We start from the raw sequence: 26,336 nt of genomic DNA, 5'->3' as shown, positions 1-26,336 counted from the left end.
CCGGCTTTGTGTAAACGTTTGCGTTGGAGTCAGCCATGAAGGCCACCTGGGACATTTTCTGCACGGTCGTGGACAACTACGGCGACATCGGCATCACCTGGCGCCTGGCCCGCCAACTGCAGGTCGAGCACGGTATGCAGGTGCGCCTGTGGGTCGACGATTTGGTGCCATTCGCCCGGCTGTGGCCTGCCGCCAGCGCCGAGCAGCCGCAGCAGTGGCATGACGGCGTCGAAGTCCGCCATTGGCGCGGCGAATGGCAGGCCACCGAGGTTGCCGATGTAGTGGTGGGTGCCTTCGCCTGCAAACTGCCGCCTGAATACGTCGACGCCATGGCAGCCCGCAGCCCGTCCCCGTTGTGGTTGAACCTTGACTACCTCAGCGCCGAAACCTGGGTCGATGGCTGCCACGGCTTGCCATCGCCCCAGCCGGGCGGGCTGCGCAAGTTCTTCTTCTTTCCCGGCTTCACCACCGGTACCGGCGGCTTGCTGCGTGAAGCCTGCCTGGTCGAGCGCCGCGAGGCCTTCGAGGCCAGTCCCGCAGCACGGCAGACGTTTCTGGCCGGACTGGGCGTCGAGCCCGAGCCCGATGCCCGCCTGTTGTCGCTGTTCGCCTATGAGCACAGCGGGCTGGGGTCGTGGCTGGATGCCCTGGCCGATGACCCGCGCAGCAACCACCTGCTGGTGCCCGAGGGCCGGGTGCTGGCCGACGTGCGCCAATGGTTGGGCGAGTCATCACTGGAGGTTGGCAGCCAGGTACAGCGGGGCAGCCTGAAGGTGCAGGTGTTGCCGTTCGTCCGTCAGAGCGAGTACGACCGCTTGCTGTGGTGCTGCGACTTCAATGCCGTGCGCGGCGAAGACTCGTTCGTTCGCGCCCAGTGGGCAGCTGCACCGATGGTCTGGCATATCTATGTGCAGGAAGAATACGCGCACTGGGAAAAACTCGAGGCATTCCTCGATCGCTACGGCCAGGGCCTGTCGCCCGCAGCCTATGCCGCATTGCGCGGGCTGTGGCGGGCCTGGAACCAGAGCGTGGAGGGCGCCGACATCGGCCCGGCATGGCGCGAGGCCCTGGAGCACTGGCCGGAACTGGTCGCGCACGCTCGCCAGTGGTGCGCTACACAGGCCGCTCAGCCTGATCTTGCAACGACGCTGGTGCAGTTTTACCGAAATTGGCTATGATATGCGGCCTAGATTTTTGTAAATCACCATCCAAATTCGGATATTCGTAATGAAAACTGGTAAAGAACTGAAACCCGGTACCGTGATCCGTATCGACAACGACCCTTGGTTGGTTCAGAAAGCTGAATTCACCAAGTCGGGCCGTAACAGCGCGATCATGAAGACCAAGCTGAAAAACCTGCTGACCGGCTACAAGACCGAAACCGTCTACAGTGCCGACGACAAGCTGGACGACGTGATCCTGGACCGCAAGGAAGCGACCCTGTCGTTCATCAGCGGTGACAGCTACACGTTCATGGATACCACCGACTACACCATGTACGAACTGAACGCCGAAGACATCGAGGCCGTTCTGCCGTTCGTCGAAGAAGGCATGACCGACGTCTGCGAAGCCGTGTTCTTCGAAGAGCGTCTGGTCAGCGTCGAGCTGCCGACCACCATCGTGCGCCAGGTCGACTACACCGAAGGTTCCGCTCGCGGCGACACTTCGGGCAAAGTCATGAAGCCTGCCAAACTGAAGAACGGTACCGAGCTGAGCGTTGCGGACTTCATCGAGATCGGCGACATGATCGAGATCGACACCCGTGAAGGCGGTTCGTACAAAGGTCGCGCCAAGTAAGCTTCCAGCCTGCTTGATCGCGATGCAAAAACCCGACCTGGAGTCGGGTTTTTTTATGCCTAGTCACCGCCTATTCCGTAGGAGCGGTCATCGGCCGCGAAAAATCCACCGCGGTATACCTGACACACCGTGGTGCTCTTTTCGCGGCCACTGGCCGCTCCTACAGGCCCGCGGAGCGGGTGGTCAGTGCGAATGCCGCGGCACCTCGGACCCCCTGCAGCCGACCAGGAAATCGAAGTCACAGCCCTGGTCTGCCTGCATCACGTGGTCGATGTACAGTTGCCGATAGCCGCCCACCAGCAACGATTGCGCCGGTGCCTGCCAGTCGGCCAGGCGGGCCTGCAGCTCGTTGTCGGAGATGTCCAGGTGCAACCGCCCGCTGGCGCAGTCCAGCTCGATGAAATCACCCTCGCGGACCACTGCCAGCGGGCCCCCGGCGGCCGCTTCCGGCGCCACGTGCAGAACCACCGTGCCGTAGGCCGTGCCGCTCATGCGCGCATCCGAAATGCGCACCATGTCGGTCACTCCCTGTGCCAGCAGCTTGGCCGGCAGGCCCATGTTGCCGACCTCGGCCATGCCCGGATAACCCTTGGGTCCACAGTTCTTCATGACCAGGATGGAGCTGGCGTCCACGTCCAGGTCCGGATCGTTGATGCGCGCCTTGTACATGTCGAAGTTTTCGAACACCACTGCGCGGCCGCGATGCGTCATCAGCGCCGGGGTCGCGGCCGAAGGCTTGAGCACTGCCCCCAGCGGCGCCAGGTTACCGCGTAACACGCAGATCCCGCCGTCGGCCACCAATGGGTTGTCGATGGCGCGGATCACTTCGTCCTCGCCATAGATCGGCGAATTCTGCACGTTCTGCCACAGCGACTGACCGTTGACCGTCAAGGCATCCGGATGAGGAATCAGGCTGTTTTCACCCAGACGTCGCAACACCGCTGGCAGGCCGCCAGCATAGTAGAACTCCTCCATCAGGAAGCGCCCGGAAGGCTGCAGGTCCACCAGGGTGGGTGTGCCACGGCCGATACGGGTCCAGTCGTCGAGTTCCAGCTCGACGCCGATACGCCCGGCAATCGCCTTGAGATGGATCACCGCATTTGTCGATCCGCCAATGGCCGCATTGACCCGGATGGCGTTTTCGAACGCCTCTTTAGTCAGGATCTTCGACAGGCGCAAGTCTTCGCGGACCATCGCCACCGCCCGCATGCCGGACATGTGCGCCAGCACGTAGCGCCGCGAATCCACCGCCGGGATGGCCGCATTGTGCGGCAGCGAGGTGCCCAGTGCCTCGGCCATGCAGGCCATGGTGGAGGCCGTGCCCATGGTGTTGCAGGTACCGGCCGAGCGCGACATGCCGGCTTCGGCGGACAGAAACTCGTCCAGGCTGATCTGGCCGGCCTTGTACGACTCGTGCATCTGCCAGACGATGGTGCCAGCACCGATGTCGCGGCCCTTGTGCTTGCCGTTGAGCATCGGCCCGCCCGTGACCACGATGGCCGGCACGTCGCAGCTCGCCGCGCCCATCAGCAGGGCAGGGGTGGTCTTGTCGCAGCCGGTGAGCAGCACCACGCCGTCGATCGGGTTGCCGCGGATGGCTTCCTCTACATCCATGCTGGCCAGATTGCGGGTCAGCATCGCGGTGGGCCGCAGGTTGGACTCGCCGTTGGAGAACACCGGGAATTCCACCGGAAAACCACCGGCCTCGATCACGCCACGCTTGACGTGTTCGGCAATGGTACGGAAGTGGGCGTTGCACGGCGTCAGCTCGGACCAGGTGTTGCAGATGCCGATGATCGGCTTGCCGTTGAACTGATGGTCGGCAATGCCTTGGTTCTTCATCCAGCTGCGGTACATGAAACCATTCTTGTCAGCCGTACCGAACCATTGGGCCGAGCGCAGGGGCGTTTTGTTATCAGGCATGGTGGCTCTCTTATTGTAAGACTTGTTTTTGTGTATACCCTCAAAATAGGCCATCGAAGGGGGGATTGGAAGAGCTTGTTTAGCAAATAGTAATACTATAAAGTCGATTTCAAAGAAGGTTGCAGGTTTGCCGAAGCGCCGACGAGCGTCCGTTGCAGCTTTCCCACAACAACAACCATAAGAACAAGAACGTGGAGATCGATCCCATGAGCCAGGAACTGGGGCTTATACGCCGCATCACCTTCAAATTGATTCCGTTCCTGATCCTGCTGTACCTGATTGCCTACGTGGACCGTTCCGCCGTGGGCTTCGCCAAGCTGCACATGGGCGCGGACGTAGGCATCGGCGATGCGGCCTACGGCCTGGGTGCCGGGTTGTTCTTCATTGGCTACTTCCTCCTGGAAATTCCCAGCAACCTGATGCTCGAACGCTTCGGCGCACGCCGCTGGTTCGCGCGCATCATGATCACCTGGGGCGCCATCACCATCGGCATGGCGTTCGTGCAAGGGCCGCACAGTTTCTATGTCATGCGCTTTCTGCTGGGCGCCGCCGAAGCGGGCTTCTTCCCCGGCGTGCTGTACTACATCACGCAATGGTTTCCGGTGCGTCATCGCGGCAAGATCCTCGGCCTGTTCATTCTTTCCCAGCCCATCGCCATGATGATCACCGGGCCCGTGTCCGGTGCACTGCTGGGCATGGACGGCGTACTCGGTCTGCACGGCTGGCAGTGGCTGTTCATCGTCATCGGTACCCCGGCCATCCTGCTCACCTGGCCGGTGCTGCGCTGGCTGCCCGACGGCCCGCAGCAGGTCAAATGGATGAACCAGGACGAAAAGAACTGGCTGGCCAGCGAACTCGAGAAGGACCTGCAGGCCTATGGGCAGACCCGTCATGGCAACCCGTTGCATGCGCTCAAGGACTTTCGCGTGTTGTTGCTGGCGCTGTTCTACCTGCCGGTGACGTTGAGCATCTATGGCCTGGGCCTGTGGTTGCCGACCCTGATCAAGCAGTTCGGCGGCAGTGACCTGACCACCGGTTTCGTGTCGTCGGTGCCTTATGTATTCGGCATCGTCGGTCTGTTGCTCATCCCGCGCAGCTCGGACCGTCTCAACGACCGCTACGGGCACCTGGCCGTGCTGTACGTGCTGGGCGCGGTCGGCCTGTTCCTCAGCGCCTGGCTGAGTGTGCCGGCGGCGCAACTGGCGGCGTTGTGCCTGGTAGCGTTCAGCCTGTTCTCCTGCACGGCGGTGTTCTGGACCCTGCCGGGCCGCTTCTTCGCCGGCGCCAGTGCAGCGGCGGGTATTGCCCTGATCAACTCGGTGGGCAACCTGGGCGGCTACATCGGGCCGTTCGTGATCGGTGCGCTCAAGGAGTACACCGGCAACCTGGCCAGCGGCCTGTATTTTCTCAGCGGCGTGATGGTGTTCGGGCTGCTGCTGACCGCAGTGGTCTACCAGCTCCTGGAGCGCCGCCATGTGCTGCCGGCCGATGCGTTCGCCGCCAGCGCCCGTTCCTGAACCCAGCAAGAGGAAGCGATCATGCATCTGGTGCAATTTGAATTGAACGACGGTCAACGTCGGGTGGGTCTGGTCGATGGCGACCGCGTGCACGAAGTGCGCGGCGCTGACAGCGTTCGCGAGTTGGCCATGACAGCCATCGCTGCGGGCCACGACCTGGCTCAGGCGGTAGATGGGTGTGGCCTGGGTGAGCACCATGACTACGCGCAGCTGCTCGAGCAGGGCCGTATCCTTGCGCCCCTGGACCACCCCGACCCAGCCCATATGCTGGTGACCGGCACCGGCCTGACCCACCTGGGCAGCGCCGCCACCCGCGACAAGATGCACCAGCAAAGCGGTGACGCCGCCGTTACCGACAGCATGAAGGTATTCCAGTGGGGCGTGGAGGGCGGCAAGCCTCGTGCGGGCCAGCCCGGCGTGCAGCCGGAGTGGTTCTACAAAGGCGATGGCAGCATTGTCGTACGGCCTGGCCAGGCGTTCCCGGTGCCGCCGTTCGCCGAAGACGCCGGCGAAGAGCCCGAACTGGGTGGGTTGTACGTGATCGGCCCGGATCGACGGCCGTATCGCGTGGGGTTCGCCCTGGGCAATGAGTTCTCCGACCACGTGATGGAGCGCAAGAACTACCTTTACCTCGCCCATTCCAAGCTGCGCAGCTGCAGCTATGGCCCCGAGCTGCGCGTTGGCGAACTGCCCGAGCATCTGTCCGGCACCAGCCGTATCCGCCGGGCTGGCGAGGTGATCTGGGAGAAGGAATTTCTCAGTGGCGAAGCGAACATGTGCCACAGCTTCGACAACCTCGAGTACCACCATTTCAAGTACGCGCAGTTTCTCAACCCTGGCGATGTGCATGTGCACTTCTTCGGCACCGCCACCCTGTCGTTCGCCGACGGCGTCGTCACCCAGCTGGGTGACCAGTTCGAGATCAGCCTGCCCGCCTTCGGCGCGCCGCTGGTGAACAGCGTCGGCCAGGCCGAGGCCGCCTTCACGCCGGGCAGCGTGGGCATCCTGTAGCGCGTGCGGGCGAGCAGGCCAGAGGCGCACATCGCGGTTATCATGGTCGGACATCACCCCGGAGATCCGACCATGAGCCTGCCTATCGCGCTGCAAACCTGCAACATGCTGCTGATCGACACCCTGCACGCCTTCGACTTTTCCTTCGACGAGGAACACACCCTGCACATCCAGTGCATGGACGGCCGTGAGCTCAAGCGCTGGCAGTTCACCCTGCCAGAGCAGCAGGCCGCCCAGCCAGACGCCGAACCGAACAGCTTCGTCATCAGCCGGGCCGGCGTCTCGCACCAGCTGACGTGCCTCAGTGCGTTCTCGGCCCGCGACGATGAAGATGAAGATGAAGATGAAACCCAGGCTTGAACGCTGCGGTCTGTAGAGACCGATCCACGTTCGCTCCTGCTGCCGCGACAACATTCGGTGCCACGAAAAATCGGCCACTCACAACAGGCTCGGAGAGACCTTCATGAAGCGAGTTCTGCTATCTATGCTTGTCAACGGTTTGGCCCTGACCTCACTGCACGCCGGCGCTGCCGAAAAATATGACCTGCTGGTAGGTACCTATACCCAGGGTGCCAGCGAAGGCATCTATCGCTATGCCTTCGACAGCTCCACCGGCCAGATCGAGGCGCAGCCCCGGCAGACATTCAAGAGTTCCAACCCATCCTGGCTGACCTTGTCCCAGGACCAGCGACGCCTGTTCGTGGTCAATGAAAACGGCCCTGGGCAGAAAGAGGTGGTCGGCAAGGTCACCAGTTTCACAGTGGACGGCAAGACCCACGAACTCAACCAGGTCAGCCAGGTCGCGACCCGTGGCGATGAACCGACCCATTCCAGCCTGAGCCAGGACGGGCGCTACCTGTTCGTTTCCAACTATGCCGTGAATGCCAACCCAGGTGGCAGCCTGAGCGTGTTCAAGGTGGCCGAGAACGGCACGCTCAGCGATGTAGTGCAGCAACTCAAGCACGTTGCCAGCCAGGTGAATCCCGAGCGTCAGGCGGGGCCGCATGTGCATTCGGTGGTATCGCTGCCCTCTGGCAACTACGTCTATGCCAGCGACCTGGGCGCCGACCGCGTGTACGTGTACCGCTACCAGCCCGAGTCTGCCGAGCGTCCACTGGTGCCGGCGCAACCCGCCTCGGTCCAGCTGCCGGACGGCAGTGGCCCGCGTCACCTGCTGTTCAGTCGCGATGGCAAGCATGCCTATCTGACCCTGGAAATGAGCGGTCAACTGGCCATGTTCGACGTGCGGGACGGCAACCTGGTACGCCAGCAGTTGCTCGAACTGGGCACTGTCGGCAAGCAAAGCGCAAGCGGCGCGCTGCACCTCTCGGCCGACGGCCGCTTCCTCTACGTGAGCAACCGCGGCACGGCCAACCAGATGCTGGTGTTCAGCGTCGCGGCCGGCAGTGGCCAGCTCAAGGAGATCCAGCGTCGCGAGGTGGACGGCGATCACCCGCGCGAATTCACCCTCGATCCTACCGGCCACTTCTTGCTGATCGCCAACCAGAAAAGCAACCAGATCACCGTGCTCAAGCGCGATGCGAGCACCGGCATGCTCGGTGAGACGGTGCAACGCTTCGCGCAGGATGCCCCCTCGGACGTGAAATTCCTGACCCAGTGATGCCGCTGCAGCGTATCCCCGGCTGCGCGACCATTCGCGCAGCCGGGGACACGCTGCACCAGGCCCTAGCCGGTGACCTGCACGCTGCTCAAGCCGTTGCCCAGACGACGCACTTGAATCTGCACCGGAATGCGCTCGTGCATCTCCTGCACGTGGGAAATCACCGCCACCTTGCGACCCTGCGCCTGCAGGCCGTCGAGGGCATCCATGGCCAGTTGCAGCGACTCGGGGTCGAGGCTGCCGAAGCCTTCGTCGATGAACAGCGACTCGATGCGCAGCGTGCTCGAGGCCATCGAGGCCAGGCCCAGCGCCAATGCCAGCGAGACGAGGAACGTTTCCCCGCCCGATAACGAATGCACCGAGCGCAGCTCGTCGCCCATTTCCGTGTCGAGGACCAGCAATCCGAGCATGCTGCCGCCGCGCTTGAGCCGGTAGCGCCGCACCAGTTGGCGCAGTTGCACGTTGGCGTGGTGCACCAGCAGGTCGAGGTTGTAGGCCTGGGCAATCTTGCGGAAGCGATCACCCTCGGCCGAGCCGATCAGCGCGGCCAGTCGCGCGCAGCGCTGGTAGTGCGCATTGGCCTGGGCAATCTGCGTCTGCAGGGCCTGATTGGCGCCATGCCGGCGCTGGTCTTCGGTCTGCCGGGCACGCAGTTCGGCGCAGTGGTGTTCCTGCCGTTCGACGTCGAGCAGCAGGGCGGCGTGTTGCGTGTCCAGCGTTTCGGCACTGGCGATCGCGTCGACTTGGGTTCGATGGGTGTGCTGGCGTTGTTCGCGTTCGTGCAAGCGGATCCGCGCCTGCTCCAGGTTCTTTTCACTGGTTAGCACGCGGTTGCGCAAGTCATCGGCTTGCTGCGTATCAATGCCAAGCAGGACGCGCAAGCCCTCGTCGTCAAGCTGCGGGTGCTGTTCGCGCCATAGGTGCAAGGCGTGCTGCACATCGGCCAGTGCTTGTTGCAGCTGGCTCTGCTGTTGGCAGTCAGCGTCCAGCGCGCTGCCGGTTTGCACTGTCTCGGTCCGCAGATCCTGCTGCTGGCGGTCGACCTGCCGTTCCTGCAGGCGCGCCGCTTCGACCTGGTCGTGCAAGGCCGCCTGCCAGGCGGAGGCTTGTGAGTACTCGCCCAACCACTCGCGCAACCGCGCCTCGCACGCCTGCAGTTGCACGGACAGCGCCTCGACGCGCTGACGTTGCTGCTCGCAGCTGGCTTGATGGCGGGCGTGCTCGCTGCGGGCCTGTTCGATGCGGCGCGCGCGGGTGTCGAACTCGGCCTGTTCCTCGTCCCGCTGCTCGATCTGCGCCAGACGCTCGCCGATGCTCTGCTCCAGCGCCATGAACGTCTGCGCCGGTTGCTCGCGCAGGGCTTGCAGGCGTGCGGTGGGCAACTGGCTGGCCAACGCCTGCAACTCTTCGTCGAGCCGTTGCTGGTCGGCGTCCACGTGGGCCTGGTGCGCCTGCAGCGTCTGCCGAGCCTGCTGGCTGGCTTCCCGGGCCTGCGTGACTGCGCGCTGCAAGGCGGTTGCCTGCTGTTGCAAGGCCAGCAGGCTGGTTTGCTGCCGTTCATCCTCGTCGATGAGGCGCGCATGGGTCGCCAGTGTGTCGCGCAGCCATTGGGCCGGCTGCTCGTGCTCATCGAGGGCAGGGTAGAGCGGATGCTGCGCGAGCTGTGTGTCCGACTGCTGCTCGAGCAACTGTTGCTCTTGAAGCTTGAGCTGCTTGTGCTGCTCGATCAGTGCGCCGACTTCGGCGCGCAGCTCGGCCAGGCGCTCGGACAGCGTCTGCAGTGCGCTGCGGGCCTGCTGCTCCTCGCCTTCGTCATGTGCCGAGAGTGCCTGCAGCAGCGCCTGCGGCGCATGATACGGGTGCTCGACGCTGCCGCAGACCGGGCAGGGTTGTTCGGGTTGCAGGCGTTCGCGCAGCTGCTCGACGCTTTCGCTGCGGGCCAGTCGTTGGCGTTCGAGCAGTTGCAGGGTCAGCGTCAGGGCGTGTTCGGCCTGTTCGTGGGCCGCGCGGACCTCTAGCCCCTGAGCGGTCAGTTGCTCGCGCCTGGCCAGCAAGTCGGCCTGTTGCCGACGCCCTTGCTCAAGCCGCTGCTGCAGTTCGGCGCGGCGCTGCCACAGCTGATCGAGGGCTTGCGCACTGCGCTGCTCCAGGCGTTGCTGCTGCAAACGCTGGGTCAGCTGCTGCAAGCGCTCGGGCAGTTGCTCGGCGCTGCACGGGGTGTTTTCGAACACACGCGCAAGGCTGCTCTGGTGCTGCTCGAGGGTCCCCTGGGTGGCCTGCGCCTGTGCCTGCAGCGCTGGCACTTCGGCCAGGCCCTGGCGCAGGCGGCTGCTCAACGTGACCACCTGTTGCAGGCGCGGCAGGTACGCGCCCCAGGTCGCGGTCAACGGCGCCAGCTCGGCGCTTCGTTCGAGCGCTTCGGCAACCTGCTGCAAGCGTTTGCCACTGTCCAACTGCTGCTGTTCCATACCCAGCAGCGTTTGCTGCCCTGAACCAAGCTGTCGCTCGGCCTCGGCCAGTGCCGGCATCAGCGGTTCGATCTCTGCCTGCCAGCGGCCACGTTGCGATTGCTCGTCGAAGGCCTGTTGCAGCAACGGCTGCGCCTGGGTCTGTCGCGCCAGCGCCTGGTGCAGGGCGTGGCCCGCCTGTTCGCGCTGCTCGTCCAACTGTTGGTGCTGTACCTGCTGTTGCTGCTGTCGAAAGCGCAACTGCTCGATACGTTCGGCCAGAGGGTGGAGCTGCGCCTGCAGTTCCTCTCGGCGGCCGAACAGATGGCGCTGCGGTGCCAATTGTTCCAGCAGCTGCAATTGCAGGCGCTGCTGGGCACCGGCTGCCCAGGCTTGGGATGCGTGTTCGACCTGCTGGCGCGCGGCGTCGCAGTCGTCCGTCAGGCGGCGATCCTGCTGGTGCCACTGCTGCTGCCGTTCCACCTCCTTTAGGCGCGCTTGCTGCTGGCGCAGTTGCTCGCTGGCGCTCTGGAACTCCTGATCCAGGGCCGCACGGGCCTCTACGGGCAGCGGCGCGATACCGGTGGCCTGGTCCTGCCAGTGCTTGAGCTGCTCGCGGGCATCGCGGCTCTTTTCGAACGCGCGCTTGCCCAGGCGGGTGTACAGCGCCGTGTCGGTAAGCTTTTCCAGCAGCTCGCTGCGCTCGTTGTCATCGGCCTTGAGAAAGGCACTGAACTCGCTCTGCGCCAACATCACCGCACGGGTGAACTGTTCGAAGTTGAGCCCCAGGCGAGCCTCGAGCAGTTGCTTGTATTCACCTTTCTGGCTGGCCAGTAGCTGGTCGTTGTCCAAGTCGCGCAGCGCCTGCCGGCTGTTCTGCAACTTGCCGCCGGGTTTGTCCCGTGCGCGGTTGGCTTCCCAGCGCGCGCGATAGCGACGACCGTCGACGCCGAGAAAATCCACTTCCGCATAGCCCGCCCCGGTACCACGACGCAGCAGCGTACGCGGGTCGTAACTGCCGATCTCGCCATCGGCGTCCGGCACCTTGGCGCTCTGCGACGCGTTGCCCAGGCGCGGCACGGCGCCGAACAGCGCCAGGCACAGGGCATCGAGCAACGTGCTCTTGCCCGCGCCGGTGGGGCCGGTGATGGCGAACAGACCAGCACTGGCCAGCGGTTCGGCGGTGAAATCCAATTCGAACGGGCCGGCCAGCGAGGCCAGGTTCTTCAGACGAATGGCCAGGATCTTCATGGGGTTTCGCCCTCCAGTTGTACTTCCTGCAACAGTTGGGCGAAATCATCCAGCGTCTGTTCGTCCACCTCGCTGCCATAGCTGTCCAGCCAGGCGCGGCTGAACAGTTCGTGGGGGCTGAGCTGATCCAGTTCGATCAAGGCGCCGACGTCTTCGTTGTCGGCGTTGGCTCGCCCGGCGTACTCGGCGGCGATCCGCACCAGACGCACCGCCTTGCCTTGCAGAGCGGTCTCGATGTGCTGGCGCAGGTCCGGTTGCGGCTCGTCGAGTACCACCCGTACTTCCAGCCAGGGGTAGCCCAGCACGTCGGCCAACAGGTCGACGTCGGGCAGCTGCTGCAACTGTTCACGCACTTGCGGCAACGGCGCCGGGCCGATGCGCAGCAGGTCGACGGCGCGTGGAATGAGGATCGGTTCCACGCTCACCAGTTGCTCGCCAGCGCATTCGATCTCGAGGATCTGGTGCGGGTACTCGATTTCCGAGAACGACAGTGGAATGGGTGAACCGCTGTAGCGAATGCGCGATTCGCCGTTGACCTTCTGCGGCTTGTGCAGATGGCCCAGGGCAACGTAGCTGATGCTGGCATCGAACAGGCTGGCCGGCAGCGCTTCGGCGCTGCCGATCACCAGGCTGCGTTCTGACTCCATCGACACCGAACCGCCGGCCATGTGCGCATGGCTGATGGCAATCAGTGCCTGCCCCGGCGAGCGCCGGGCATTGGCGGCGGCAATCAGCATTTCGTGCACGCGGGCGATGCCGTGCAGGTAATCCTCGCCCAAGGCTGCGCCGGTCACTTCCGCGGGGCGCAGGAAGGGCAGGGCCAGGCACCAGGCTTGCACTTCGCCCTTGGCATCGGGCAGCGGCAGCAACAGCCGTTCGCTGTCGAGGCGGCCATCCTCGAGCCACATCACCCGGCCCAGCGCGTGGGTACGCAGGCGGCGCATCAACGGCCCGGGCAGTTCGATGCGCGAACCCGAGTCATGGTTGCCGGCGATCATCACGATGGTCAGCTGCGGCTGTTGCTCATGGGCGCTGACGATGAAGTTGTAAAGGCGCTCCTGGGCGCGCACGGGCGGGTTGACCGTGTCGAAGATATCGCCTGCCACCAGCAGCACGTCGGGCTGGCGCTCGGCGAGCTGGCGCAGCAACCAGCGCAGGAAGCTTGCGTGTTCGAAGTCGCGCTCCTGACCGTGCAGGCTTTGGCCAAGGTGCCAGTCGGAGGTGTGGAACAGGCGCATGAAGGCTCCAGGGGGCAGGGAAGGCCGCCATGATAGCCGTTCGGCCCTGGCGTTCCCATGCGCCGTGCTTGGCAGGATGTGACCCACCGATCTTTACGCGTTCTTTACGGCAGCGCCGGGGTATCGATCTCGCGCCTTTACACCCAGGCCTCGGAGAATGTCGGCAAGCGGCGCCCGCCGTGCCTGGAGATATTGCTCATGTCTGTTCTGGACGGCCTGTTCCTGCTGCTGGCCATCGGCTTGTTCGTGTACCTGCTCGTTGCCCTCTTGCGCGCCAGTGGAGGCTAGTCGGTCATGCACAGTCACGATTTCGCATTGATAGCGGCCTTCCTCGCCCTGGTATTGCTGCCCGCGCCCTGGCTCGGACGTTTCTACTACAAAGTCATGGAAGGCCAGCGCACCTGGCTCAGCGTACCGCTGCAGCCCGTGGAAAGGCTTTGCTACCGGTTTGCCGGTATCGACCCGCAACAGCAGCAGAGTTGGCAGCGCTACGCCCTGGCTCTGCTCGCCTTCAATCTGGCCGGGTTCGGCGTGTTGTTTGCCTTGCTCATGCTGCAAGGCTACCTGCCGCTCAATCCCCAGCACCTGCCTGGCCAGGAGTGGACCCTGGCGTTCAACACCGCGGTCAGCTTCATGGCCAACACCAACTGGCAGGCCTACAGCGGCGAAACCTCGCTCAGCTACCTCAGCCAGATGGCCGGGCTGGGCGTGCAGAATTTCCTCAGCGCCGCAACCGGCCTGGCCGTGCTGGTAGCGCTGTGTCGCGGCATCAGCCGACGCTCGGCCAGTACCCTTGGCAATTTCTGGGTCGATGTCACCCGCGCTACCTTGTATGGCCTGCTGCCGCTGGCCCTGCTGCTGGCCGTTTTCCTCGTATGGCAGGGCGTGCCGCAGACGTTCGCCCCCTATGTGGATGCGCTGACCCTGCAAGGCAACGCACAGACCATCCCGCTCGGACCGGCTGCAAGCCAGATCGCCATCAAGCAGTTGGGCACCAACGGCGGCGGATTCTTCGGGGTCAACTCGGCGCATCCGTTCGAGAATCCCACGGCGTGGAGCAACCTGTTCGAATTGGCAGCCATTCTGACCATCCCGGCAGCCCTGATCTTCACCTTCGGTCATTACGTCAAGGACCTGCGCCAGAGCCGGGCGATTCTGGCCTGCATGCTGACCCTGTTGCTGCTGGGCATCGGGCTGTCGCTGTATGCCGAGCAGCAGCCCAACCCGCTGCTGGCCAGCGCCATGGTCGAGCAGGCCGCCCCGCTGGAAGGCAAGGAAAGCCGCTTCGGCACCACCGCCAGTGTGCTCTGGTCGGTGACTACCACGGCCGCCTCGAACGGTTCGGTCAACGCCATGCACGACAGCCTCAACCCGCTTTCCGGGATGGTCGCTCTGGTCAACATGATGCTCGGCGAGGTGATTTTCGGCGGTGTCGGCGCCGGTCTCTACGGCATGCTGCTCAACGTGCTGCTGACCGTGTTCCTGGCCGGACTGATGATCGGTCGAACCCCTGAGTACCTGGGCAAGAAGCTGCAGGCACGCGAGGTCCGCTGGCTGGTGGCGAGTCTGCTGGTGATGCCGGTAGGCGTGCTGGTGCTCAGCGCTATCGCCGTCAGCCTGCCGGGGCCGGCGAGCGCCGTGAGCAATCCGGGCCCCCATGGCTTCACGCAGTTGCTGTATGCCTACACCTCGGCCAGCGCCAACAACGGTTCGGCCTTCGCCGGCCTGTCCGCCAACACCGCCTTTCACAACCTGATGTTGGGCCTGGGCATGTTGATCGGGCGCTTCGGCTACATCCTGCCGGTACTTGCCCTGGCCGGCGCGCTGGCCAGCAAGAACGCCAGTGCGCCCAGCGCCGACAGCTTCGCCACCCATGGCCTGCTGTTCATCACCCTGCTGACCGTGACCCTGCTGATAGTGGGCGGCCTGACTTTCCTGCCGGTGCTGGCCCTGGGGCCGATCGCCGAGCATTTGAACCTGTATTTCTGAGGCCTGGACAATGAACCGATCGACCGTTGCCGCTGCCACGCAACCATCACCGCCTGCCGGGGCCACCCTGAGTGCTTTGTGGCGACCGGCGCTGCTGCAAGCCTTCGTCAAGCTCGACCCGCGGCGACTGCTGCGCAGCCCCGTGCTGTTGGTGGTGGAGTTGTGCGCTGTATTGACCACCGGCCTGTGCCTGCTGCCTGACCCGGCGGTGCCGGCCGGGGTCGCCGTGCAGATTGCCGTGTGGCTGTGGTTCACTCTGCTGTTCGCCAATTTTGCCGAAGCCTTGGCCGAGGGCCGCGGCAGGGCGCGGGCCGACAGCCTGAAGGCCGGCAGCCAGGGCTTGCAGGCACGCCGACGGTGCGCCGACGGCAGTTTCGAAACCGTTGCCGCCACTGTACTGCGCAAGGGCGATGTGGTGCGCGTCGAAGCCGGGCAGATGATCCCCAGCGACGGCGAGGTGCGTGAGGGCATTGCCGCGGTCAACGAGGCCGCCATCACCGGCGAATCGGCACCGGTGATCCGCGAATCGGGCGGCGATCGCTCGGCGGTCACCGGCAACACCCTGGTGGTGTCCGACTGGCTGCTGATCGAGATCAGCACCGACCCCGGTGAATCGACCCTGGACCGGATGATCGCGCTGGTGGAAGGCGCAAAGCGCCAGAAGACCCCCAACGAAGTGGCGCTGGATATTCTGCTCATCGGCCTGACCATGGTCTTCCTGCTGGTGGTGGTGACCCTGCAGCCGTTTGCCCGCTTCTCCGGGCACAGCTTGCCCCTGGTGTTCCTCCTGGCGCTGCTGGTGACGCTGATTCCGACCACCATCGCCGGCCTGCTGTCGGCCATCGGCATCGCCGGCATGGACCGCCTGGTTAGACTCAACGTCGTGGCCAAGTCCGGGCGCGCGGTGGAAGCGGCCGGCGACGTTCATGTGCTGCTGCTCGACAAGACCGGCACCATCACTTTCGGCAACCGCCGGTGCAGCGCTTTGTACGCCGCCCCCGGCGTCAGCGATGCGCAGATGGCCGAAGGTGCGCTGTTGGCTTCGCTGGGCGATGAAACGGCGGAGGGGCGTTCGGTGGTCGAGTTCATCCGTCCGGTGTTCAGCGTCGACGAGCCGCCGGCAGAGCGCTGGCAGTCGGTGCCGTTCAGCGCGCAGACGCGCCTGTCCGGCGTCGACCTCGACCAGCAGTGCTACCGCAAGGGCGCAGTCGATTCGCTGCTGGCCTACATCGGCCAGTCCAGGGCGCAGCTTCCGGCCGCACTGGCTGACCACATCGAGCGCATCGCGCAAAGTGGCGGCACGCCGCTGCTGGTGTGCCGAGACAAGCAACTGCTCGGGGCGATCCACTTGAAGGATGTGGTCAAGCCGGGCATTCGCGAGCGCTTCGAACAATTGCGCAAGCTGGGCATCCGCACCGTAATGGTGACCGGCGACAACCCACTGACCGCGGCGGCCATCGCCGCCGAAGCCGGCGTCGACGATGTGCTGGCCGAGGCCACGCCGCAGAAGAAGCTGGCGCGCATTCGCCAGGAACAGGCCGATGGGCGGCTGGTGGCGATGTGTGGCGATGGCGCCAACGACGCGCCCGCGCTGGCCCAGGCCGACGTCGGCGTGGCGATGAACGATGGCACCCAGGCTGCGCGCGAGGCAGCGAACATGGTCGATCTCGACAGCGACCCGACCAAGCTGCTGGACATCGTGCGCATCGGCAAGGAGCTGCTGGTGACCCGCGGTGCGCTGACCACCTTTTCCATCGCCAACGACGTCGCCAAATATTTTGCCATTTTGCCGGCACTGTTCGCCGCGGTGTACCCGTCCCTGGGCGTGCTCAACGTAATGAACCTGGCCAGCCCGCAGAGCGCGATCCTTTCGGCCATCGTTTTCAACGCCTTGATCATCATCGTGTTGATTCCCCTGGCCCTGCGCGGTGTGCGGGTCCAGGCCAACAGTGCTGCGCAGTTGTTGCGGCGCAACGTGCTGATCTATGGCCTGGGTGGCCTGGTGGTGCCCTTCATCGGCATCAAGGCCATCGATATCGTCCTCACCGCATTGCACCTGGTCTGACCCTGGAGCTTGAATGATGAACAGTTTGTTGCGTCCGGCCTTGAGCCTGATTCTGCTGATGACCCTGCTCACCGGCGGGGCCTATCCACTGCTGGTGTGGGCGGTAGGCCAGTTGGCATTCTCTACCCAGGCCAACGGCAGCCTGGTGCGCGATGCGCAGGGCGAGGTGCGCGGTTCCGCTTTGCTTGCCCAGGCCTTTACCGATGAGCGTTGGTTCCATTCACGGCCTTCGGCGGCGGACTACGCCACGCTCGCCAGCGGTGCGAGCAACCTGGCGCCGAGCAATCCCGCGCTGGGCACGCGCGTGCTGGCGCAGGCCGATGAACAGTTCGATGCACAGCAGGGGCCTGTTCCGCTGGCGCTGTTGACCACCTCGGCCAGTGGCCTGGACCCTCATCTGCCACCGGCGGCGGTCAACTATCAGGTGCCCAGGGTGGCACGCGAGCGCGGCCTGGCCGAGTCAGCCCTGCGCGCGCTGGTGCAGGCACATACCGAAGCGCCCCTCGTCGGCCCGGCCGTGGTCAACGTACTGGCTTTGAACCAGGCGCTGGATCGGCTACCGTCGCAGTCCCGATGATGACGAGCCTGCGCCATGAGTGATTCCGGCCGCGCCGATGCCTTGCTGGCCGCCTTGCCCCGCCAGGGGCGTGGGCGTTTGAAAGTGTTTCTGGGCGCCGCCCCCGGCGTTGGCAAGACCTACGCCATGCTGCAGGCCGCCCATGCCCGTCAGCGCCAGGGCGTCACCGTGCTGGCCGCGGTGGTGCAGACCCACGGTCGCGCGGAAACCGAAGCGCTGCTGGTCGGCCTGCCTCAGCAGGCGCTGCTGCGTTGCCAGTACCGCGATGTGATGCTGGAGGAAATGGACCTGGACGCGGTGCTCGCTGCCCGTCCGGGCCTGGTGCTGGTCGACGAACTGGCGCACAGCAATGCCCCCGGCAGCCGCCACGCCAAGCGCTGGCAGGACGTGCAGGAGCTGCTCGCCGCCGGTATCGACGTCTACACCACGGTCAACGTGCAACACCTGGAAAGCCTGAACGACCAGGTCCAGACCATCACCGGCGTGCAGGTGCGCGAAACCCTGCCCGATTGGGTGGTGCAGGAAGCCGACGATCTGCTGCTGATCGACCTGCCGCCGCGCGAGCTGCTTGAACGCCTGCGCGAGGGCAAGGTGTACGTGCCCGAGCAGGCGCGGGCGGCCATCGACGCGTTCTTCACCCAGACCAACCTCAGCGCCCTGCGCGAGCTGGCCATGCAGACCGCCGCGGCGCAGGTCGACGACGATCTGCACGAAGGGTATCGCAGCCTCGGCCAGCAGGCGCCCAGCGTCCGTGGACGGCTGCTGGTGGGCATTGCCGGCGACGAGCAGGCCGAGCGCCTGGTGCGCCACGCCAGCCGCGTGGCGCGTCGTCGCCATCTGCCGTGGTCCGTGGTTCATGTGGACAACGGCGCGCTGCTCGACGAAGCGGCGCGCCAGCGCCTGCAGCTGGCCCAGCAGATGGCCGAGCGCCTGGGCGGCGAGGTGGTGGAGCTGCGCGATGCGGAAGTGGCCAGGACCTTGCTGCAGCATGCCGCCGACCGTCGCGCCAATCTGGTGCTGGTCGGCCAGTCGCGTCGACGCCGCTTCGGCGCGGGCCTGGCCGAGCGCTTGCTGCGCCAGCCCAGCGGCATCGAGATCAACGTACTGGCGCGCACTCAAGAGCATGCGCCGCAACCGCGGCGTCCGCGGCCCGTTGGACGCTGGCGCGAATATGCCCTGGCGCTGACCGCCACGCTGCTGGCCAGCGGGCTGGCCTGGGCGGTGGCGCAGGTGCTGGACCTGCCCAATATCTCTCTGGTGTTTCTCGCCGCTGTGTTGCTGGTGGCGGTACGCAGCAGCCCGGGGCCGGCGCTGAGCTGCGCCGCGTTGTCGTTCCTGGCGTACGACTTTCTGTTCATTCCGCCCAACTTCTCCCTGAGCATCCAGCGTCAGGAAGACGTCTTGACCCTGCTGTTCTTTCTGCTGATGGCGGCGCTCACGGGCAATCTGGCGGCACGCCAGCGTCAGCAACTCAGTGCCCTGCGCGAAACCCAGGCGCACACCGCGCAGCTGCTGGAGCTGTCCCGTCTGCTGGCGGCGGCGACCGACCGCCAAGCGGTGTTCAGTGCAGCCGCGCAGCACCTGCAAGGGTGGCCCGGTCTGGACATCTGCCTGCTTGAGCGTGGCGAGCAGGGCTGGAAGGTGGCCCACAGCAGCACTGCGCAGTTCTCGACCACCGAACTGGCCGCCGCGCAGTGGGCCGGCAACCACGCCCAGCCGGCCGGGCTGGGCACCGCGACGTTGCCGGCCGGGCGCTGGTGGTGGTTGCCGGTGACCCTGGAAGGGCAGGTGCTGGCGCTGCTGGCGGTGAGCGAACGGCAGGCCGGGCGGCTCGATGGCCATGGCCGACGCCTGCTGGAGGCGCTGGTGCAGCCGGTGGCCCAGGCACTGGCGCGGGCCAACTTGGCCCATGATCTGGAGGCGGCGCGCCTGCACGGTGAAACCGAACAGTTGCGCAGTGCCTTGCTGGCCTCGGTGTCCCATGACTTGCGCACGCCGCTGACGGCCATGCGCGGCAGTATCGACAGCCTGCTGGCCCTGGACACGGCGCTGGCGCCGGCCGATCGCCAGGCCTTGCTCGAAGTCACCCGCGACGAAGCCGAGCGCCTGGACCGCTACATCCAGAACCTGCTGGACATGACGCGCCTGGGCCACGGCGCGCTCAAGCTGGCTCGCGACTGGGTGGCCGCCGGCGATATCGTTGCCAGCGCAGTGGCTAGATTGCGCGCACCCCTGGCGCCGTTGCAGGTGCAGGTGCAGGTGCCTGCGCAATTGCCCCTGCTGCATGTGCATGCGGCGCTGATCGAGCAGGCCTTGGTCAATGTGCTGGAGAATGCCGCTCGATTCTCGCCGCTCGGCGGGCGCCTGCAGGTGTCGGCCAGCGTGCGCGACGACAGCCTGGTGCTTGCGGTCAGCGACGAGGGCCCCGGCATTCCCGAAGCCGAGCGAGCGAAGATATTCGATATGTTCTATACCGCTGCCCGGGGTGATCGGGGCGGGCAGGGCACGGGGCTGGGCCTGGCCATCTGTCAAGGCATGGTCGGTGCCCATGGCGGTCGTGTCGAAGTGACCAGCGGCATTGATGGCCATGGCACCTGCATCGCCTTATGCTTGCCGTTGCGCGCTCAACCGGGCGCGGAGCCGGACACCTGAGCATGAGCCTTTTCAGCACCTCTGAAGCCAGCACCTCCCTGGCTTATACCCTTCTGGTCATCGACGACGAACCGCAGATTCGCAAGTTCCTGCGCATCAGCCTGGCCTCTCAAGGCTACAAGGTGATCGAAGCGGGCACCGGCGCCGAGGGCCTGAGTCAGGCCGCACTGCTACGCCCCGACCTGGTGGTGCTGGACCTGGGGCTGCCGGACATGGACGGCCAACAGGTGCTCGAGCAATTGCGCCAGTGGAGTGCCGTGCCGGTACTGGTGCTTTCGGTCCGCGCCAGCGAGGCGCAGAAGGTCCAGGCCCTGGACGGTGGCGCCAACGACTATGTGACCAAGCCGTTCGGCATTCAGGAGTTCCTCGCCAGAGTCCGGGCATTGTTGCGTCAGTCCAGCGGCAGCGAAACGCTCGAGGCTGCCTTGCAATTGGGGCCTCTGCAGGTCGACCTGGCGTTGCGCCGAGTCGTCCTCGACGGTGCGCCGGTGGCCCTGACCCGCAAGGAATACGCGGTGCTGGCGCAGCTGGCGCGCCATCCAGGGCGCGTCATTACCCAGCAGCAACTGCTCAAGGACATCTGGGGCCCCACCCATGTCGACGACACCCACTACCTGCGCATCGTCGTCGGCCACCTGCGCCAGAAGCTCGACGACGACCCGGCCGCGCCACGCTTCATCGTCACCGAGCCGGGCGTGGGCTACCGACTGACAAGCCCGGACTGACCTGCGCGCCGTTGTACCTGCCCACAATGGCAAGCCATGGACTTGGCAATGGCACTTTTCAGGTGGCACACCGTCTGACCCAGCATTACCCTGATGTTTTTCCCGAGGTGTCATCGATGAAAGCCTGGATCTGTGTGCCACTGGTGGCACTGGCCTTGAGTGGTTGTGCCGGCAAGACCGCCTACCGCGATAGCTGCGCCACCCAGCTCGATGGTGCCTGGCATGAACTCGATCTGGCCAAGGCCGAGGGCCTGGCCGGAACCGTCAGCTATTCCAAGGCCCTGTCATTGCTCACCGGGGCCAAGACCCAGCAACAGTTCGAAGCCTTCGAAGGGTGCACCAGCAAGGCCGAGAAGGCGCGGTTCTACATTCGCGAGTCACGCGCCGGACGTTAAAGCACGGTAGTCGCCCAGGGCCGCCGCAAGGCGCCGGGCGCGTTCTGCAGACGTAGTATCGACAAGGAGTGTCTGCCATGCGCAGTCGACTGGATGAATGCCTGCAAGCGGTCAACGAAGTCCTGCTGGGCAAGGAAACCCAGGTTCGCCTGGCAATGACGTGCCTGATCGCCGATGGTCACCTGCTCATCGAGGACCTGCCCGGCATGGGCAAGACCACCCTCAGCCACACCCTGGCCAAGGTGCTGGGCCTGAGTTTCCAACGTATCCAGTTCACTTCCGATCTGTTGCCCAGCGATATTCTCGGCACTTCGGTGTTCGACAAGGACAGCGGCCGCTTTGTGTTCCATCCCGGGCCGATCTTCGCCGAACTGGTGCTGGCGGACGAAATCAACCGCGCCACCCCGAAAAGCCAGAGTGCCTTGCTCGAAGCGATGGAGGAGGGCCAGGTCACCATTGAGGGTGCCACCCGGCCGCTGCCCCAGCCATTTTTCGTCATCGCCACGCAGAACCCCACGACTCAGGGCGGTACGTTCGCGCTGCCCGAATCGCAGCTTGACCGCTTCCTCATGCGCCTGTCGCTCGGCTACCCGGCCAAGGCCGCAGAGAAAGCCCTGCTGATGGGCGAAGCGCGACGCGATCTGCTGCCGCGCATGAACGCGGTGCTCGATCATGCGCAGTTGGCCGCGCTGCAAGCCCAGGCGCGTGCGGTACGCGCCAGCGACGCTTTGGTGGATTACGTACTGCGCCTGGTGGAAGCCACCCGCAGCCAACCTCAGTTTGCCTACGGGCTGTCGCCGCGCGGCAGCCTGGCGCTGCTCGCTGCCGCCAAGGCCTGGGCGTTGCTGATCGGCCGCGACTACGTGATTCCCGAAGACGTGCAAGCCGTGCTGCCGTCGGTGGTCAGCCATCGCCTGCGCGAGCGCGCCGACCCCGCCGGGCAAGGGGGCGGGGCGCTGGTGCAGTGGCTGCTGCGGGAGGTGCCTGCGCTGTGAAGCGCAGGCTGGGCGAGCGCTGGCGCCGCTGGCAGGTGCGCCGGCTGCCAGCGGCGCCGCGCATCGAGCTCGACCAGCGTCGAATCTTCATCGTCCCCAGCCGCAGCGGCCTGGGCTTCATCGTCGTCTTGCTGCTGATGTTCCTTGCCGCGATCAACTACCAGAACAGCCTCGCCTACGCCTTGGTATTCCTGCTGGGCTCGGTGTTCGTCGTGGCCATTCTGCACACCTATCGCAACCTCAGCGGCCTGCTCGTCAGTGGCAATGGCGCCACGTCGGTATTCGTCGGCGAGCAGGCGCGCTTCGGTCTGCGCCTGGAAAGCGGCGGCAAGGATCACCAGGCCATCGGCGTTGGCTGGGATGCCCGGCAGCTGCAACGCAGCGACGTCGCACCCGATCATGTACAGGCGCTGGAATTGAGCCTGCCTACCGAGCGTCGCGGCTGGCTGGCAGCACCACGCATGCGCGTGGAGACCAGCTTTCCGTTGGGCGTGCTGATGGCCTGGACCTGGGTCGATCTGGGTCAGCGCGTGCTGGTGTATCCCCAGCCCCTGCAAGGCGAAGTGCCCACGTTGCACAGCGAATCGGCCGACATCGAAGACCAGGCGCAGCGTCTGCACGGCCAGGGCGTGGATGATTTTCAGGGCCTCAAGCAATACCAGCCTGGCGACTCCTGGCGGCGCATGCACTGGAAGGCCTGGTCGCGCGGTGACGGGCTGCTGGTCAAGGACTTCGCCGACCTGCGCGGTCAGGAGCTGTGCCTGGACTTCGTGGCTCTGGGCGGCGATGTCGAACAGCGCTTGTCGCGCCTCTGCTATTGGGTACTGACCCTGTCCCGCGAACAGCGGCCGTTCGCCTTGCAGCTGCCCGGCAATCGGCTGGCCACCGCCAGCGGCGATGCACACCGCGAAGCGTGCCTGCGCGCGTTGGCGCTTTTCGGAGAGCAGCCATGAGTACGCCCGCCGCCATTCCGCGCGTCAGCCTGACCTGGCTGCTGCTGGCACAATCGCTGGTGCTGGTGCCGCTGTGGTGGCACGTGCCGCTGTGGCTGCTCGGCTTGTGGTTGGGTTGCACGCTGTGGCGCGTGCAGGTGTTTCGCATGCGTGCGCGTTATCCGGGGCGGCTGATCAAGGTAGCGCTGATGCTCGCCGTGGCCGCCGGCGTCTACCTGTCCAGCGGCACCTGGGTGGGCCTGGAGGCCACTGCCGCGCTGCTGGTGGCCGCGTTCCTGCTCAAGCTGCTGGAGATGCAGACCGCGCGCGACGCCCGCGTGGTGATTTTTCTCGGTCTGTTCTGTCTGGCAGTGGCCTATCTGTTCGATGCCAGCCTGGGTTGGGCGCTGTACAGCGTCCTGCCGCTGCTGGCTTTGCTGGCTGCCTTGATCGGGTTGCAGCAGACCTCACTGATCGCCCGCCCGATGGCCACACTGAAGCTGGCCGGCAGCCTGGTGCTGCAGGCACTGCCGCTGATGCTGCTGTTGTTCGTGTTCTTTCCGCGGCTGGAACCTCTCTGGTCGCTGCCGCTACCCAAGCCGGGGCAGGGCGTGACCGGCCTGTCGGAAAGCATGAGCCCGGCCGACGTCGCCAGCCTCAGCCAGTCCGGCGAGGTGGCCTTTCGGGCCAGCTTCGAGGGTGCCATACCGGCCAAGCGCGACCTCTATTGGCGTGCGCTGAGCCTGGATGTCTACGACGGCCGGACCTGGAGCCAGTCGCCGTGGATCCAGACACAACCGGCAGTGGATTGGCAGCCGACGGGGCCGTCTGTGGATTACCAGATCATTCAGCAGCCCAGCGGCAAGCCCTGGTTGTTCGCCCTGGACGTGGCTCGCACGGCGTTGCCCGGCGTGCGCCAGTTGAGCGATGGACGCCTGCAGCGGCGGCGCCCGGTCGACCAGCCACTGATGTACGCGGTGACGTCCTGGCCGCAGGTGATTCGCGAGCCCCAACTGGCTCCCCCGGCGCTGCGCACCGCGTTGCAACTGCCGGCCCAAGGCGATCCGCGCACGCGCCAGTGGGCGCAGGATCTGCGTGCCCGTTTCGCTGCGCCTCAGGCACTGGTGGATGAAATGCTGCGGCAGTTTCGCGAACTGCCTTTTCACTACACCCTCAATCCGCCAGTGCTGGGCCGCGACAGTATCGACGAGTTCCTGTTCGACAGCCGGCGCGGTTTCTGCGCCCACTACGCCGGGGCCATGGTCTATGCCTTGCGTGTGGCGGGGGTACCCGCACGGGTGGTAGCCGGCTACCAGGGTGGCGAACTGAACCCGGCGGGCAACTACCTGACCGTACGTCAATTCGAAGCCCACGCGTGGGTCGAATACTGGCAGGCAGGCACCGGCTGGCAACGGGCCGACCCCACCGCAGCGGTGGCCCCGGCGCGGGTCGAGCAGGGCTTGCAGCAGGCGCTTTCAGCCGATGAAGAGTTTCTTGCCGGCTCGCCCTTTTCGCCGCTGCGCTACCCACATTTGACGTGGCTCAACGACCTGCGCCTGCAATGGGACAACCTCAATTACGGCTGGCAGCGCTGGGTGCTGGAGTATCAGGGCGAACGCCAGATCGAATTTCTCGCTCGCTGGTTCCAAGGGCTGCAACGCTGGGCGCTGCCGATCGGTGGGCTGTCGTTCATGCTGCTGGCCAGTGTCTGGCTGCTCAAGCCATGGCGCCGCCGGGTCGATGCGCAGCTCAAGGAGTTCATTGCGTTCGAGCGCCTGTTGCGCCGTCGTGGCCTGGTGCGTCATGCCGGCGAAGGCGCCATGGCTTTCGCCGAGCGCGCAGCCGTTCACTTGCCAGCGCAAAGCGAGGCCATCCTGACCTTTGCCTACGCCTTCATGGCCCAGCGCTACGGCGGCCGACCGGTTTCGCGCGAGCAACTGCGCACTGCTCTGACGCGTTTGCGCAGGCAATTGGGACGCACGGCTGGGCGTGTAGCCTCGTAGCGCAGCGTGTCTGGGCGACCGCCTGAGCTGGAGATTGGCCGATATGAAAGCTGCGCGCTCGCGCCGAGCTGTCTACCATCAAGCCCATCGACAACCACCCCCAAGGTCGGCCCATGAACCTTCGCGACTTGCTGGCAAGCGCACGACGTCCACCCCACAGCGTTACCGTACCCCGCGAATGGAGCCAGGGGCGCGCCTGCTACGGCGGCCTCATGGCCGCATTGCTGCACGAGGCCATGGCGGCGCAGGTCCCTGACCGGCCGGTGCGTTCGATGGCGATCACTTTCGTGGGTCCGGCCGAACTGGAAGTCCCCATGGATCTACAGGTGGAAATATTGCGCGAGGGCAGTGCGGTGACCTCGGTGCTGGCGCGGGCGGTGCAGAACGGACGCACCATGACCGTGGTCCAGGCCAGTTTCGGTCTACCGCGCGAATCGGCGATCACCCTCAGCGCGATGCCGGTGCCGGCCATGAAAACGCTGGAGCAGTCCACCGCGCTGCCCTACCTGCCTGGGGTCACGCCCGAGTACATTCGCCATCTGGACATGCGGTGGGGAATCGGCGCGCTGCCGTTCAGCAATACGCCGGTCGCCGGTATCGGCGGGTGGATGCAGCTGCGGGAGCATGACCGGGATGAGCCGATCACCGAAGCCTTGTTGCTGGTATTGGGCGACGCCTGGCCGCCTGCGCTGCTGCCCTATCTGAACAAGCCGGCGCCTGGCAGCAGCCTGACCTGGACCATCGAGTTCATTCAGCCGATGCCTGCAATGCGCAGCGGCGATTGGTGTCGCTATCAGGCCCTGATCGAGCATGCCCGCGATGGCTATGGGCACACCTCCGCAGCCATGTGGAACCCAGAGGGCGAGCTGTTGGCAATCAGCCGGCAGACGGTGACAGTTTTTGGCTGACTTCGGCCTGGCTGGGCTCACGCTGGCCGCGCCCCAGAGCGAAGGCGGCGATCAGACCGATCACGCCGATGGCGGCTTCGCCGACGCTGGCACAGGCTGAGGCATCCACCAGCATCAAGGCGGAAAGGGCCAGCAACGGCAGCGCAATGGCGCGCGAAACGCGCAGACCGTTGTTTGGGTCGTTGACGATTTTCAATGCGGTGGTGTCGTTCATGGCTCAATGCTCCTTGGGTACGGTGCAACAGGACCTGGATCAACAAGACGTTTCTGCGTGAGCCATTTCTGGATGG

Annotated in this window: 21 protein-coding genes; 17 read left to right on the top strand and 4 right to left on the bottom strand. The window is 65.3% G+C overall.

Features of this window, described 5'->3' with window-relative positions:
- Positions 1-35: 35 nt before the first annotated feature.
- Positions 36-1,178, top strand: coding sequence for an elongation factor P maturation arginine rhamnosyltransferase EarP (gene earP, locus IFT57_RS19325; RefSeq protein ID WP_192152336.1), 1,143 nt, complete (start codon positions 36-38; stop codon positions 1,176-1,178).
- A 49-nt stretch (positions 1,179-1,227) separates the two neighbouring features.
- Positions 1,228-1,797, top strand: a complete 570-nt coding sequence (locus IFT57_RS19320; RefSeq protein ID WP_049858924.1) for an elongation factor P — start codon at positions 1,228-1,230, stop codon at positions 1,795-1,797.
- 183 nt (positions 1,798-1,980) lie between these two features.
- Here the strand turns inward: IFT57_RS19320 and IFT57_RS19315 are convergent, their stop codons facing one another.
- Positions 1,981-3,720: an IlvD/Edd family dehydratase gene (locus IFT57_RS19315; protein WP_192152335.1), complete on the bottom strand. Its 1,740-nt coding sequence runs from the start codon at positions 3,718-3,720 to the stop codon at positions 1,981-1,983.
- Positions 3,721-3,926: 206 nt separating this feature from the next.
- Here IFT57_RS19315 and IFT57_RS19310 point away from each other — a divergent pair, with 206 nt between their 5' ends.
- From IFT57_RS19310 to IFT57_RS19295, 4 genes are all read left to right on the top strand, one after another.
- Positions 3,927-5,237 carry an MFS transporter gene (locus IFT57_RS19310; RefSeq protein WP_122476768.1) on the top strand — a complete coding sequence of 437 codons (1,311 nt, stop codon included), beginning with the start codon at positions 3,927-3,929 and terminating at the stop codon, positions 5,235-5,237.
- A 21-nt stretch (positions 5,238-5,258) separates the two neighbouring features.
- A complete protein-coding gene (gene araD1 / locus IFT57_RS19305; protein WP_192152334.1) occupies positions 5,259-6,248 on the top strand; it encodes an AraD1 family protein in 990 nt (329 codons plus the stop codon).
- A gap of 72 nt (positions 6,249-6,320) precedes the next feature.
- Complete coding sequence (locus IFT57_RS19300; protein ID WP_244657379.1) at positions 6,321-6,608, top strand: DUF5629 family protein; 288 nt, start codon at positions 6,321-6,323, stop codon at positions 6,606-6,608.
- A gap of 103 nt (positions 6,609-6,711) precedes the next feature.
- Positions 6,712-7,869, top strand: a complete 1,158-nt coding sequence (locus IFT57_RS19295; protein ID WP_192152332.1) for a lactonase family protein — start codon at positions 6,712-6,714, stop codon at positions 7,867-7,869.
- A gap of 65 nt (positions 7,870-7,934) precedes the next feature.
- Here IFT57_RS19295 and IFT57_RS19290 read toward each other — a convergent pair whose 3' ends face one another.
- Both IFT57_RS19290 and IFT57_RS19285 read right to left on the bottom strand, forming a co-directional pair.
- Positions 7,935-11,567: an AAA family ATPase gene (locus IFT57_RS19290; RefSeq protein WP_192152331.1), complete on the bottom strand. Its 3,633-nt coding sequence runs from the start codon at positions 11,565-11,567 to the stop codon at positions 7,935-7,937.
- Positions 11,564-12,805, bottom strand: coding sequence for an exonuclease SbcCD subunit D C-terminal domain-containing protein (locus IFT57_RS19285; RefSeq protein WP_192152330.1), 1,242 nt, complete (start codon positions 12,803-12,805; stop codon positions 11,564-11,566). Before IFT57_RS19285 ends, IFT57_RS19290 begins: the two co-directional genes overlap by 4 nt.
- 198 nt (positions 12,806-13,003) lie before the next feature.
- On the opposite strand from IFT57_RS19285, the gene IFT57_RS19280 reads away from it, so the two are divergent.
- The 11 genes from IFT57_RS19280 to IFT57_RS19230 all read left to right on the top strand — a co-directional run bounded on the left by IFT57_RS19280 (position 13,004) and on the right by IFT57_RS19230 (position 26,046).
- Complete coding sequence (locus tag IFT57_RS19280; RefSeq protein ID WP_082223535.1) at positions 13,004-13,093, top strand: potassium-transporting ATPase subunit F; 90 nt, start codon at positions 13,004-13,006, stop codon at positions 13,091-13,093.
- A 6-nt stretch (positions 13,094-13,099) separates the two neighbouring features.
- Positions 13,100-14,794, top strand: coding sequence for a potassium-transporting ATPase subunit KdpA (gene kdpA, locus IFT57_RS19275; RefSeq protein ID WP_192152329.1), 1,695 nt, complete (start codon positions 13,100-13,102; stop codon positions 14,792-14,794).
- Between the two features lie 10 nt (positions 14,795-14,804).
- The gene (gene kdpB / locus IFT57_RS19270; RefSeq protein WP_192152328.1) at positions 14,805-16,859 is read left to right on the top strand and encodes a potassium-transporting ATPase subunit KdpB; all 2,055 of its coding nucleotides are present in this window, start codon (positions 14,805-14,807) and stop codon (positions 16,857-16,859) included.
- A gap of 16 nt (positions 16,860-16,875) precedes the next feature.
- Positions 16,876-17,436, top strand: coding sequence for a potassium-transporting ATPase subunit KdpC (gene kdpC, locus IFT57_RS19265; RefSeq protein ID WP_122795184.1), 561 nt, complete (start codon positions 16,876-16,878; stop codon positions 17,434-17,436).
- A gap of 15 nt (positions 17,437-17,451) precedes the next feature.
- Positions 17,452-20,088: a sensor histidine kinase gene (locus tag IFT57_RS19260; protein WP_192152327.1), complete on the top strand. Its 2,637-nt coding sequence runs from the start codon at positions 17,452-17,454 to the stop codon at positions 20,086-20,088.
- A 2-nt stretch (positions 20,089-20,090) separates the two neighbouring features.
- Entirely contained in the window at positions 20,091-20,813 is a 723-nt protein-coding gene (locus IFT57_RS19255) for a response regulator (protein ID WP_192152326.1), read from the top strand.
- Between the two features lie 116 nt (positions 20,814-20,929).
- Positions 20,930-21,208, top strand: coding sequence for a hypothetical protein (locus IFT57_RS19250; RefSeq protein ID WP_122476107.1), 279 nt, complete (start codon positions 20,930-20,932; stop codon positions 21,206-21,208).
- A gap of 77 nt (positions 21,209-21,285) precedes the next feature.
- On the top strand, positions 21,286-22,203 hold the full coding sequence (locus IFT57_RS19245; RefSeq protein WP_122794907.1) for an AAA family ATPase: 918 nt from the start codon (positions 21,286-21,288) through the stop codon (positions 22,201-22,203).
- Positions 22,173-23,156, top strand: coding sequence for a DUF58 domain-containing protein (locus tag IFT57_RS19240; protein ID WP_446731213.1), 984 nt, complete (start codon positions 22,173-22,175; stop codon positions 23,154-23,156). Before IFT57_RS19245 ends, IFT57_RS19240 begins: the two co-directional genes overlap by 31 nt.
- Positions 23,153-25,138: a transglutaminase TgpA family protein gene (locus tag IFT57_RS19235; RefSeq protein ID WP_192152324.1), complete on the top strand. Its 1,986-nt coding sequence runs from the start codon at positions 23,153-23,155 to the stop codon at positions 25,136-25,138. Before IFT57_RS19240 ends, IFT57_RS19235 begins: the two co-directional genes overlap by 4 nt.
- A 113-nt stretch (positions 25,139-25,251) precedes the next feature.
- The gene (locus tag IFT57_RS19230) at positions 25,252-26,046 is read left to right on the top strand and encodes an acyl-CoA thioesterase (protein WP_122713801.1); all 795 of its coding nucleotides are present in this window, start codon (positions 25,252-25,254) and stop codon (positions 26,044-26,046) included.
- On the opposite strand, the gene IFT57_RS19225 is transcribed toward IFT57_RS19230, so the two are convergent.
- Complete coding sequence (locus IFT57_RS19225) at positions 26,015-26,260, bottom strand: hypothetical protein (protein ID WP_122713800.1); 246 nt, start codon at positions 26,258-26,260, stop codon at positions 26,015-26,017. The two genes, IFT57_RS19230 and IFT57_RS19225, sit on opposite strands and share 32 nt — an antisense overlap.
- Positions 26,261-26,336: the final 76 nt, after the last annotated feature.

The sequence above is a fragment of the Pseudomonas sp. CFBP 13719 genome (genome assembly GCF_014842095.1).
Lineage (GTDB): Bacteria > Pseudomonadota > Gammaproteobacteria > Pseudomonadales > Pseudomonadaceae > Aquipseudomonas.
This window is presented reverse-complemented; position numbering and strand designations above follow the sequence as displayed.